This is a genomic window from Photobacterium sp. S4TG1 (assembly GCF_036040035.1).
Classification (GTDB): domain Bacteria; phylum Pseudomonadota; class Gammaproteobacteria; order Enterobacterales; family Vibrionaceae; genus Photobacterium.
This window is the reverse complement of the sequence record NZ_JAYXUH010000009.1, coordinates 98791-111567: the sequence shown is the minus strand read 5'-3', so window position 1 is coordinate 111567 and position 12777 is coordinate 98791. Positions and strand designations below refer to the sequence as shown.

Annotated in this window: 12 protein-coding genes; 9 read left to right on the top strand and 3 right to left on the bottom strand. The window is 43.9% G+C overall.

The window, feature by feature from the left end:
• Positions 1-17: 17 nt before the first annotated feature.
• Entirely contained in the window at positions 18-791 is a 774-nt protein-coding gene (gene pdhR, locus VXS03_RS12295) for a pyruvate dehydrogenase complex transcriptional repressor PdhR (RefSeq protein ID WP_080158298.1), read from the bottom strand.
• A 306-nt stretch (positions 792-1097) separates the two neighbouring features.
• A complete protein-coding gene (gene ampD, locus VXS03_RS12290; RefSeq protein ID WP_327764016.1) occupies positions 1098-1643 on the bottom strand; it encodes a 1,6-anhydro-N-acetylmuramyl-L-alanine amidase AmpD in 546 nt (181 codons plus the stop codon).
• Positions 1644-1964: 321 nt separating this feature from the next.
• Here ampD and nadC point away from each other — a divergent pair, with 321 nt between their 5' ends.
• The 9 genes from nadC to mutT all read left to right on the top strand — a co-directional run bounded on the left by nadC (position 1965) and on the right by mutT (position 9620).
• Positions 1965-2852, top strand: a complete 888-nt coding sequence (gene nadC, locus VXS03_RS12285) for a carboxylating nicotinate-nucleotide diphosphorylase (protein WP_327764051.1) — start codon at positions 1965-1967, stop codon at positions 2850-2852.
• 341 nt (positions 2853-3193) lie between these two features.
• On the top strand, positions 3194-3577 hold the full coding sequence (locus tag VXS03_RS12280; RefSeq protein ID WP_107295153.1) for a pilin: 384 nt from the start codon (positions 3194-3196) through the stop codon (positions 3575-3577).
• Complete coding sequence (gene pilB, locus VXS03_RS12275) at positions 3578-5263, top strand: type IV-A pilus assembly ATPase PilB (protein WP_327764015.1); 1686 nt, start codon at positions 3578-3580, stop codon at positions 5261-5263.
• 52 nt (positions 5264-5315) lie between these two features.
• Complete coding sequence (locus VXS03_RS12270) at positions 5316-6536, top strand: type II secretion system F family protein (protein WP_327764014.1); 1221 nt, start codon at positions 5316-5318, stop codon at positions 6534-6536.
• Positions 6537-6599: 63 nt separating this feature from the next.
• The gene (locus VXS03_RS12265) at positions 6600-7475 is read left to right on the top strand and encodes a prepilin peptidase (RefSeq protein WP_327764013.1); all 876 of its coding nucleotides are present in this window, start codon (positions 6600-6602) and stop codon (positions 7473-7475) included.
• A gap of 3 nt (positions 7476-7478) precedes the next feature.
• Positions 7479-8084, top strand: coding sequence for a dephospho-CoA kinase (coaE, locus tag VXS03_RS12260; RefSeq protein WP_327764012.1), 606 nt, complete (start codon positions 7479-7481; stop codon positions 8082-8084).
• A 49-nt stretch (positions 8085-8133) separates the two neighbouring features.
• A complete protein-coding gene (gene zapD / locus VXS03_RS12255; protein ID WP_327764011.1) occupies positions 8134-8871 on the top strand; it encodes a cell division protein ZapD in 738 nt (245 codons plus the stop codon).
• Positions 8872-8878: 7 nt separating this feature from the next.
• Positions 8879-9079 carry a DNA gyrase inhibitor YacG gene (gene yacG / locus VXS03_RS12250; protein WP_327764010.1) on the top strand — a complete coding sequence of 67 codons (201 nt, stop codon included), beginning with the start codon at positions 8879-8881 and terminating at the stop codon, positions 9077-9079.
• A gap of 133 nt (positions 9080-9212) precedes the next feature.
• Positions 9213-9620, top strand: a complete 408-nt coding sequence (mutT, locus tag VXS03_RS12245; RefSeq protein WP_327764050.1) for an 8-oxo-dGTP diphosphatase MutT — start codon at positions 9213-9215, stop codon at positions 9618-9620.
• A 234-nt stretch (positions 9621-9854) separates the two neighbouring features.
• On the opposite strand, the gene secA is transcribed toward mutT, so the two are convergent.
• Positions 9855-12590, bottom strand: a complete 2736-nt coding sequence (secA, locus tag VXS03_RS12240; RefSeq protein ID WP_327764009.1) for a preprotein translocase subunit SecA — start codon at positions 12588-12590, stop codon at positions 9855-9857.
• Positions 12591-12777 lie beyond the last annotated feature (187 nt).

Sequence of the window (12777 nt, the reverse complement as noted above, 5' to 3'; positions counted from 1 at the left end):
TTGGCTGATAAAGAACCCTAGTCAAGCCCGTCCTTGCGTTGCTGGATTCGGCGAAGAGAGCGTTGACGCCTGCTATCTTCTCGAGATAAATCCAACAAAGTTTCCTCTATGTAAGCCAAATGTGCATGGGATGCTTCACGCGCCTTTTTAGGCTGTTTTGAAACAATCGCCGCAACAATATTGGCCCTATGTTTGCTCACCTTATCCACCACCGCTTGATGACGATTAAGGTATTCAAAATTCTGTAATACGTTCTGTTCCAACAATGGCGCTAAACTACGAATAATGTGCAATAACACCACATTATGTGCCGACTCAGTGACCGCTATAAGGTATTGCATCACTGCTGTTGCTTCGGCGGCTAAATCGCCTTGTTGTTGTGCTTGCTGAATCCGCACATGACAATCTTTAATACGATCAAAGTCATCATCATTACCACGCAGGGCCGCATAATATGCCGCTAATCCCTCTAGCGCATGGCGCGCTTCAACTAAATCTAATTGTGTTTCTGGGTGTGCGGCCAGTAAATCTAGCAACGGCTCAGAAAAACTTTCCCACAAATTTTCGGTGACAAATGTGCCGCCACCTTGGCGACGCGTCAGTAAATGTTTGGCTTCTAAGCGTTGAATCGCCTCTCGAACTGATGGTCGAGAAACATCAAATTGCTTTGCTAATTCACGCTCAGGAGGCAGTTGTTGTCCCGGAGATAACGTTCCCTCGACAATCAAACACTCAAGCTCTTTTTCAATAGCCTCACAAAGCTTAGGTTGGCGAATACGTTTATAGGTCATTATGATGAATGCTTCTTATAATCAATCTGCTTCATAACAAACTAACAATACGGATAATTGGTATTACCAATTTGCTGACGTGGAAAGTTTACAGAAATAATCGTGAAAGTCCACACTCAACTTGATTGAAATCATAGAACGCGCATTCGTTAACATAACTTAAACACATATAATCACATCAGATAACAACCAATCAGACACTAAGCAGCCAACTAAATTCAATCCTGATACTAGGTAAAACAAGGGTTAGATAAAAAGCTTATGATTTATCAGTACTAATTAACCAATCTATTAATAATTAACCGCTTACAATTGGGCTTTATAGCCATGCCAATCAAACACTAATCCGGGGTCAGTTTTACGTCCCGGCGCAATAAATTCATGCCCGGTAATTCGCTGGCGCGTAATAGCAGGATACTGCTGCATTATTTTTTGGGTAAGAGTGGCTAATGTTTCATACTGACACGATGTAAAAGGTAAATAGTCACAACCTTCAAGTTCAATACCAATCGAATAATCGTTACACTTCTCACGCCCTTCAAAGCAAGAAATTCCCGCATGCCATGCTCGCGCATTAAACGGTACGAACTGAATAATACTCCCATCACGGCGAATCAAACAGTGAGCCGAAACGCGGAACTGATGAATTAATGCGAAATAAGCATGTTCGTTGGGATCAAGCTGACCCGTAAATAATTGCTCAATGTAAGGTCCACCAAACTCCCCCGGCGGTAAGCTAATGTTATGCACCACCAGCAGTGAAATATCATCATCAGGACGAGTATCAAAAAATGGCGATGGCACGTGTTTGACGTTATCAAGCCAGTGATCGCGATTAATGGTTAAAGTCATATCAACCTCAAAGTAAAGAAATAAGTATCGAGTATCGAGTATCGAGTATCGAGTATCGAGTATCGTAGGAAAAACTAAAACTATCTCTCTGTAAATAGTCACGGAAAAAAAGATCCCACACGCCCCCAGCTCTTCCTGCTTTCCCTCGCCCCTCGAAAACTATCAACCTCGCCTCTGTTTTCCTCGCAACTCTTAATCTCATCACTCGCTACTCGTCCCTTTCTCCCCTCGAAAACTGAATCTATTCCCTGTATGCTTTTGCTATCACTCGCGGTAATTCACTTACCGGCAATCTCTTGCTATGGATACGACATGACGACTATGGAACAGAAACACGACAGCAGTGCTCGCCTTACTTACCTTAAACAGCAACTACCGCTAGAAATCACCCGTGCCGTTGCTGATACTCTGCGTGAAGATTTAGGTGGTGAGATTGATGCTAGCCGTGATATTACCGCCAATTTAATTGCCGCGGATAGTCACAGCACAGCCACTATTATTACCCGTGAATATGGCGTTTTTTGTGGTCAACTGTGGGCCGATGAAGTGTTTGCCCAATTAGGCGGTAAAGTGGTGATTGAGTGGCAGGTTGCCGATGGTGAAGTAGTCAAACCCAATCAAGTGTTATGTACTCTCAGTGGGCCATCACGGGTTTTGCTGACCGGTGAGCGTAACGCGATGAACTTTATTCAAACCTTATCAGGTTGCGCCACCCTTACTGCGGAATATGTCAACCAACTGGTCGGCACCAATACCCGTTTATTAGACACTCGCAAAACCGTTCCCGGCTTGCGCAGCGCCCTCAAATACGCGGTCAGTTGTGGTGGCGGTTTTAACCACCGCATTGGCGTGTTTGATGCCTATTTGATCAAAGAAAATCACATCATGGCCTGTGGTGGCATTGAAAAAGCAATCGCCACTGCCAAGCAGCTAAACCCCGGCAAACCGGTAGAAATAGAAACCGAATCGCTCGCCGAATTAGAACAAGCGATTGCCGCTGGCGCGGATATTATTATGCTCGATAACTTTTCATTAGAAATGATGCGTGAAGCAGTAAAAATTAACGCCGGCCGCGCAGCGTTGGAAAATTCTGGCGATATTACTCTGAATAATATTCGCGAATGTGCGTTAACGGGTGTAGATTATATTTCAGTCGGTGCGCTAACCAAGCATGTGCGGGCAATGGATTTGTCGATGAGGTTTAAGTAGTCCGCGAGGAAGAGCAGGTATAGAGGGGCGAGGAAGAACAGTTTTTACCTCGCCACTCGTTACTCGCCCTTCCTGACTCCTCGCCCCTTGTTTTCCTTAATCCCTTTTCTCTTGCTTTTCCTGCTCTCCCTCGCCCCTTATTCACCTCACAACCTGCCTCATTTCTGCGCCTTAACTCCAGCGCTATTTTGCAACCGCTGCAACAATCACATAAATAATTCAAACTGCGCCGAGCAATACCACCACTGTTATTCAATCAATATCTTAAGCCTCTTATTCTAGCTCCACAGCACTACCCCTTTGTCCACATAGGACGACTTAAAACCTTCAAGGAATGGAATATGAAAAAGCAACAAGGCTTTACCCTTATTGAATTAATGATCGTGGTAGCGGTGATCGGTGTGTTATCCGCGATTGCAGTACCTAAATACCAAGAGTATGTCAAAAAAGGAGCGCTAGGGGCTGCTTTAGCTTCTGTCACCGCTCACAAAACAAACGTAGAAGATAGCATCGCAACAGTAGGGACATTCCCAAGTGTTAGTGCCGCTTTTGGGATTGGTAATATTAAAGCTGCATCATCAGCGACAGCTGCTGGTTCAATAATTGCAACGATAGATGAAGGGGCTGCTAAAAATGAAAAAATCACCCTATCAAGAGATACTGATGGCCTTTGGACTTGTGCTAATTCATACACAGCAATAAAAATAAGTGGCTGCCAAGATTAAATGCAAACCAACCTCGCCTCGATTCTGTTCCAAGCTGAGTTAATCAGCGCCGAACAGCAGCAGCAAATTGTCGAGTCGGTGACGGCGGAAGGGATCAATGTCCCAACCGCCATTACTCGTCTGGGTATCATGGCGGATGATGAACTGGCGCGTTCATTATCGCACCTGTTCAACCTCGATCGAGTTGATGTTCACCACTATGACTTTCAAGGTTGCTGTCAAAGTGTCTACCAACGTGAACTGGTGTTACGCCATCGCGTGCTGCCGCTTGCGCAAGACAATAGCACCCTTTTCGTCGGCCTTAGCGATCCTACCAATGTCGAGGCGCAAGATGAATTTCGCTTCGCTATTGGTAAGAACGTTGAAGCACTGTTATTAGACAATAAACAACTTGAATCGGCGATTCGCCGAGTTTACGGCAGTGATATCGGTGATGTTGGTAACAGCCGTCAAATCAGTGATGAAGATTTAGGTAACTTAATTGATATCAACGATCTTGAACTTGATGAAGCCACCGATTTAAGCCAAGACAGCGCTCCGGTTACTCGTTATATCAACCAAGTATTAATGGATGCCCTGCGCCGTAAAGCCTCGGACATTCACTTTGAACCCTATGAAACCAGCTATCGAATTCGGTTTCGTTGTGACGGTATTTTGCATCAGCATTTAACGCCACCAGCCAGTTTGTCGCGGCGGTTATCAACCCGTTTAAAGGTAATGTCCAAGCTCAATATTGCCGAGCGTCGTCAACCACAAGATGGTCGCATCAAACTTAAATTATCCGATTCACTGGCAATTGACCTGCGGGTTTCTACCCTGCCAACCTTGTGGGGCGAAAAAGTAGTACTGCGAATTTTAGACAGTTCCAGTGCCAGCTTAAACATTGATATTTTAGGGTATAGCGACGCTCAAAAGCAGGCTTATTTAACCGCGCTGCAACGCCCGCAAGGAATGATTTTAATGACAGGCCCCACAGGTAGTGGCAAAACCGTGTCGCTCTATACTGGTTTAAGTATTTTAAACACTGACGAGCGCAATATTTCCACTGCCGAAGATCCGGTTGAGATCAACTTGCAAGGCATTAACCAAGTTCAGATCAACAATCTGGCAGGGCTTGGATTTGCCGAAGCATTGCGATCATTTTTGCGTCAAGATCCCGATGTGGTAATGGTGGGTGAAATTCGAGACCTTGAAACCGCCGAAATTGCAGTTAAAGCGGCGCAAACTGGGCACTTGGTGTTATCAACCCTTCATACCAACTCAGCTGCGGAAACCATTACCCGGTTAACCAACATGGGGGTGGAAGATTTTAACCTTGCCTCGTCACTAAGTTTGATTATTGCACAGCGGTTAGCTCGTCGATTATGTAATCACTGTAAACAACCACATCTGCTTGATGACTTAACTTGTGAGCGCTTAAAACTGCCACTTAACACCAGTGTCTATCAAGCCCATAAAGAAGGCTGTGATGATTGCAACAAAGGCTATGTTGGTCGAGTGGGTATTTATGAAGTAATGCAATTTAGCCGTGAAATTGCTGAAGCATTAATGCAAAACGCCACCAGCTTACAATTAGAAGATATTGCCGCCAGCCAAGGCATGCAACGACTGCGCGAATCAGGCGTCGATAAATTAGTTGAGGGCATTACTAGCCTTGTCGAATTACAACGGGTACTGCAACTCTAATAACATCATTCGACTTTACTTTCCATCACTGTATTTTTAAAAAGGATCTCTTATGGTTGCTGCCACTAAAATTCGTTACTACCAATGGCGGGGCATCAATCAAGCCGGACGCAAAGTCTCAGGCGTCACAATGGGATTTCAAGAACAAGAAGTTCGTCATCAGCTCACCGAGCAAATGATCAATGTCAAAAAGATCAAACGCACCTCTCCCGGCACTTTAGATCGACTTCGTAATCAAATGAAGCCCGAAGATGTCACCATGGTGACGCGTCAATTATCGACCATGGTTGAGTCAGGCGTTCCTGTAGTACAAGCATTAACTTTAATGGCAAACAGCCACCACAAAGCAGAAATGCGTGCCACCCTAATTCAGGTAACCAACCAAGTTGAAGCCGGATCATCGTTATCAAAAGCAATGCGCTCTAGCTCACCTTTGTTTGATAAATTTTATTGTGACTTGGTTGATACGGGTGAGCAAACCGGTCACCTTGGACAAGTATTTGGTCGTATTGCGGTATATCGCGAAAAAGCCGAAGCAATGCGTAAAAAAATCATCAAAGCGATGATCTACCCTTCGATGGTCTCTATCACCGCCATCTTAGTAACAGTGTTAATGCTGGTGTTTGTTATTCCACAATTTGCGGCTATTTTTAGTGGCTTTGGCGCAGAACTGCCGTGGTTTACACGCCAAGTAATGAAAGCGTCTGATTTTTTAATTGATTATGGTTATTATCTTGGCGGTGGCATTGTGCTGACCATCGTTATCTACCGTTATTGCTATCGTCATTATTATGGTTTTCATTATCGTGTCGATAAACTGAGCCTAAAGCTACCGATTGTCGGCGGAGTATTACTTAAAGCGACCATTTCTCGTTTTGCTCGTACTCTTGCCACCACCTTTAATGCTGGTATTCCGCTATTAACGGGCATTCAATCAGCGGGAAAAACCAGTAATAACCTTTATATTGAACAAGCGATTGATGAAGTTTATAACAGTACCGCAGCCGGTATGCCATTATACTTAGCCCTGCGTCAAGCCGATGTTTTTCCAGAATTAATGTTGCAAATGGTGATGATTGGTGAAGAATCGGGAGCACTTGATGATATGCTCAATAAAATGGCACAGTTATACGAAGATGATGTTGATAATACCGTCGATAATCTGGGTCAAATTATGGAACCGTTTATTATCATTATTCTTGGTATCATTATCGGTGGTTTATTAGTCGCGATGTACATGCCTATCTTTACGCTAATGAGCGTTATAGGCTAATTACAAGCCAATCAATAGCCGTGACATTAACGTTATCAGATGTATTTTTTAAGAGAGTATTGCATGGCTGTATTGAGTTATTATCCGTGGCTGTATCCACTGTTTGCCACGATTTTGGGTTTATTGATTGGTAGTTTTTTAAATGTGGTTATTTATCGACTACCTATCATGATGGAACGTCAATGGCATCAAGAATGCCACGATTGCTTTCCTGAACTTGATGTGCCACTTCAAAATGATCCAACACCATTTAATCTCAGCGTTCCCCGTTCTCGTTGCCCCCACTGCAACCATGCCATCAGTGCGCTAGAAAATATTCCGCTTATTAGCTGGTTAGTATTAAAAGGCAAATGCCGCGAGTGCCATGCGCCGATCAGTAAGCGCTATCCCGCAATTGAACTTCTGACCGCGATTATTAGCTTAACCGTCGCGCTCATGTTGCTGCCAACATGGTGGGCAGTTGCCGTCTTAGGCGCAAGCTTTGCCCTGATCGCGCTAACCTTTATTGATATCGATAAAATGCTACTGCCGGATCAAATCACGCTGCCATTAATGTGGGTGGGCATTTTATTGGCCTTAAGCGGCATTAGTCCAATTTCATTAACCGACTCTATTATCGGCGCGATGGCGGGGTATTTATCATTGTGGTCAGTATTTTGGGCGTTTAAATTACTGACCAAAAAAGATGGCATGGGCTATGGCGATTTCAAACTACTGGCAGCGATTGGCGCGTGGGTAGGCTGGTCATTATTGCCGTTTGTGGTGCTACTTTCCTCTCTTGTCGGTGCGATATGCGGCATTATCATGCTGCGTATCAAGCATGAAGATCAACAAACCCCGTTCTCTTTTGGACCATACCTTGCTGTCGCTGGCTGGATTGCTATGCTATGGGGCCAACCAATTTTAAATTGGTATATTGGTTCTTATTTAGGATTCTGATTGATGACAATTGTAATTGGTTTAACTGGTGGTATTGGCAGTGGTAAAACAACCGTCGCCAATATGTTTGCTGACTATGGCATCGATTTAATTGATGCCGATATTATCGCCCGCGAAGTGGTGGCCGTCGGCAGTGTTGGTTTAACCGCTATCACCAAAAAATTCGGTAACCGTATTCTACTTAGCGATGGCAACCTTGATCGCAGCCAATTAAGAACGGTTATTTTTAGTGATCCACAACTCAAAAACTGGCTCAATCAACTGCTTCACCCACTGATCCGTGAAAAGATGTTAGCAGATATAGATCGTGCAACATCGCCGTATTGCCTGCTGATTGTGCCGTTAATGATCGAAAATAACCTGCAAACCATGGCCGATCGATTACTGGTGGTTGACGTTGACCAGCAAACACAGATAATGCGTACCCAGCAGCGAGACAATGTATCGCTTGAGCAAATAAATAATATTCTTGCAGCGCAAGCTTCGCGCCAACAACGGCTCGATGCTGCCGATGATATCATTTGTAATAATGGTGATAATCAGGCACTGTTGACGCAAGTTGCTCAGCTACACCAGCGTTATCTAGCTCTAGCGCAAGCAGCGAAATAACGCTCTGCGTGCATTGATTATTCTTTTTTGTCTTCCACTGGTTTCCGTTATGCAAATACATCGCTATGAACACCCTCTGAATGAAAAAGTGCGTATTTACCTACGCCTAGAACACTTACTCAAACAATTACATGACAGCAGCGAACTTAGCGACCCATGGCAATATACGATTTTCTTTAACGCTCTATTTGATCTATTAGAGTTAATAGAACAAATTCCGGTTAAAGCGGATCTGGCTAAAGCACTTGATAAGCAAAGTACCAAATTAAAAGCATGGTTAGATTATGACGGTGTTGATCCCACTGCGATTCAATCCTTACTTGATAATATGAGTCATGCTCAGAAAAACTTATTAGCGGCACCACGTTTAGGCCAAAGCCTACGTGAAGATCGTTTTCTAAGCTCGATTCGTCAACGTTTCTCTATTCCTGGCGGCACTTGTAGTTTTGATCTGCCAGCGCTGCACTACTGGCGTCAATTGCCATTAGAAGAACGTCAGCAAACCACGCAAGCATGGCTCGACCAATTGGCTGAAGTTGATGAAGCATTAAATCTATGGCTGCACTTAGTCCGTCAATCAACCCAATACCAACCACAATCAGCACATAATGGTTTTTTCCAAAATGATGCTAGCTTATCGTGTTTACTTCGAATTGAAATCGATGCAAGCTATGGTGTTTATCCTGTAGTATCAGGCCATCGCAGTCACTTCTCTATTCGCTTTTCTCCTTATGAAGAAGGCTCGACAGTGGCAACTAATATCGACTTTAAATTAGCTATTTGCTGAGGTAACTATGTCACAATCTCAACCAACAGTGGTGAAATGCCCAACCTGTAAAACGGATGTCGTGTGGGGCGAGCAAAGTCCATACCGCCCATTTTGCTGTAAACGCTGCCAATTGATTGATCTTGGTGAGTGGGCAGATGAAGAGAAATCCATTGCTGGTGCACCTGACATGTCAGATAGCGATGGTTGGTCAGAAGATACCTACTAACTCTTCATTCAGCGACAAAGCAACGGATAACTGATTAAGGGCGAGCCAATGTCGACATTAGCTTGCCCTTTTTTAATCACAATATTTTTCTTGTCTGATTTTATGTAGGTAGGATCTTATGTCAAAAGAAGCTATGACTAAAAAACGGGTTTGGATCGCTGCGGGGATCATTTTAAACCCCACCCAAGATCGAATTTTTATTACCCGTCGTGATGCTAATGCCCATCAAGGTGGATTATGGGAATTTGCTGGCGGTAAAGTTGAAGCCAACGAGACCGCTGAGCAAGCGGTTATTCGTGAGCTTAATGAAGAAGTGGGCATTCAAGTAACCACGCTAACGCCATTCATTAGCCTCGCCCATGACTACCCAGATAAAGCATTACAGTTTGATTTTTTCGCCATCACAGCATTCGCAGGTGAAGCTCGTGGTAATGAAGGTCAAGCGGGATTGTGGGTTGCGATTAGCGATCTTAATGACTATCCATTTCCTGAGGCTAATATGGCGGTATTGGCGAAGATAACAGAGATTTATGGGGAATAATTTATTCCCTCATCCCGGAAATTGAGATACGAAATTATTCGGGATCTACTCACAATGAGTTGAGCCTAACCGATACCAAAAATAATATTAACGCTACGGCGTATGAATAGTAGATTCCCTATCTCGTTCGTAACCTCACTGTAGGGAATGACGGTAGGTTTCTTACACTGGAAATCACAGCCATAAAAAAAGGTCGCTCAAAGCGACCTTTTTTATTACAGCTTAACGGCGATCTTAGTCGATCTTACCGTGACACTGCTTGTATTTCTTACCAGAACCACATGGACAAGGCTCGTTACGGCCGATCTTACGCTCTTCACGCTCAAACGTACCTTGCTGGCCATCATCTTCTGCTTGAGATGATTCATCAACAATCTGATTGTCAGCATTTTGATGTTGGAATTGTTGACGACGTGCTAGCATTTCTGCCATTTGACGACGTTCTTCTTCCATGCGATCAACTTCTTCCTGCTGCTGTACTCGTACCTTACTTAGGATAGAAACAACATCACTCTTTAAGTTATCTAACATCTCTTCAAACAGTTCAAACGACTCACGCTTGTACTCTTGCTTAGGGTTCTTTTGTGCATAACCACGAAGGTGAATACCTTGACGAAGATGATCCATCGCCGCTAGGTGTTCTTTCCATAACGTATCTAGGTTTTGCAGCATAACCGTTTTTTCAAAGTTACGTAGCACTTCAGCGCCAACAACTTGTTCTTTTTCACGGTATAGTTCAAATGCTTTTTCGATGATACGTTCACGCAACGCTTCTTCATAAAGCTTATCTTCAGTATCTAGCCAATGTTTAATTGGTAGCTCTAAATCAAAGTCTTCTTTTAGGCGTGCTTCTAGGCCTTCGATATCCCACATTTCTTCTAGCGATTGTTGCGGAATGTAGTTATCAATGATGGCATTTAACACGTCTTCACGGTTGTGCTCAATCATTTCACTGATATCGTTCGCATTCATCAACTCATCACGTAGTTCATACACTACCTGACGCTGATCGTTAGCGACATCATCAAATTCAAGTAATTGCTTACGAATATCAAAGTTACGACCTTCAACTTTACGTTGCGCGTTTTCGATAGCTTTTGATACCCATGGGTGCTCAATCGCTTCGCCTTCTTCCATACCCAGCTTCTTCATCATGCCTGAAACACGATCAGAGGCGAAGATACGCATTAGGCCATCTTCCATTGAAAGATAGAAACGCGATGAACCAGCATCACCCTGACGACCAGCACGGCCACGTAACTGGTTATCGATACGGCGAGATTCATGACGCTCAGTACCAAGAATGTGCAAGCCACCTGATGCTAATACGGCATCATGTTTAATTTGCCAGTCAGCACGAATTTTAGCAATTTGCTCATCCGTTGGATCAGTTAGCTTCTCAACATCTGATTTCCACGAACCACCCAACATGATATCGGTACCACGACCCGCCATGTTAGTTGCGATAGTTACCGCACTTGGCGCACCCGCTTCAGCGATGATGTCAGCTTCTTTTTCGTGGAATTTCGCGTTCAATACGTTGTGCTTGATACCGGCTTTTTTCAGTGCATTTGATAACAGCTCTGATTTTTCAATCGAAACTGTACCCACAAGACATGGCTGACCGTTTTTAACACGCTCGGTAATATCTTCACTGATCGCGGCAAATTTTTCAGCTTCAGTCATGTAGACTAAATCGCCGTTATCAATACGTGCCATTGGACGGTTAGTCGGTAGCACGACCGTATCAAGGTTGTAAATAGACTGGAATTCAAACGCTTCAGTATCTGCTGTACCTGTCATTCCTGACAATTTCTCGTATAAACGGAAATAGTTCTGGAAGGTAATTGAAGCCAATGTTTGGTTTTCGTTTTGAATCTTAACGCCTTCTTTTGCTTCAACAGCTTGGTGAAGACCTTCAGACCAACGACGACCTGGCATAGTACGGCCAGTATGCTCATCGACAATGACAACTTCATCGTCTTGCACAATATAATCGACGTCTTTTTCAAACAACACGTGAGCACGTAAACCGGCATTAACGTGATGTAATAAACTAATATTAGCTGGAGAATATAATGTATCGTTCTCAGCCATAATGTCGTTTTTAATCAACAATTCTTCAATAAATTCTTGACCCGTTTCGGTAAAGTGCGCTTGCTTTGATTTTTCATCAACAGTGTAGTGACCTTCACCGCGGTAGTCAGCGCTGTCTTCTTTATCTTGACGCACCAATAACGGAATTAACTTGTTCACTTTGATGTACATTTCTGAGCTATCTTCTGCAGGGCCGGAGATAATCAGCGGTGTACGCGCTTCATCGATTAGGATGGAGTCAACTTCATCGACAACCGCAAAGAAGCGTTCGCGTTGAACACGATCTTCAGGACGGAATGCCATGTTGTCACGTAGGTAATCAAAACCAAATTCGTTGTTAGTACCGTAAAGAACATCAGCAGCATACGCTTCTTTTTTCGCTGCTGGTGACATATTAGGTACGTTAACGCCAACAGTCATACCGAGGAATTCAAATAATTCACGGTTAGTTTCGGCATCACGCGCGGCTAGGTAGTCGTTCACCGTTACGATGTGAACACCTTTACCGGTAAGAGCGTTAAGGTATGACGGCAAGGTTGCAGTAAGAGTTTTACCCTCACCAGTACGCATTTCAGCAATTTTACAGTCATTTAAGACCATGCCACCAAGTAGCTGTACGTCAAAGTGACGCATGCCATAGACACGATTTGATGCTTCACGAACAGTCGCAAAGGCTTCTGGTAGTAGTTGATCTAGCGTTTCGCCTTGATCTAAACGCTCACGAAATTCAGCTGTTTTTGCTTGCAGCTCATGATCTTGTAGGCTTTCAAACTGAGGTTCTAGCTTATTGATTTGATCAACAATTTTGCGCATACGACGCAGAGTGCGGTCGTTACGGCTACCGATAACTTTAGTCAGTAGTTTTGATAACATGGTGATGCCGTTTTCTCTTTGTTATATCAGCGTTTCTATTGCTGAATCGCTTAATTCGGGTTTCATTCCTTGGGGGACCTAAGCCATCCCTATCCCACAGGAATCGTCACAACGGTGACTAAGAGGTTAATCCTAAAACATGTAATATTGAATATTGTGTCGCGATAGTCGCTTTTCAAGGGCTAAC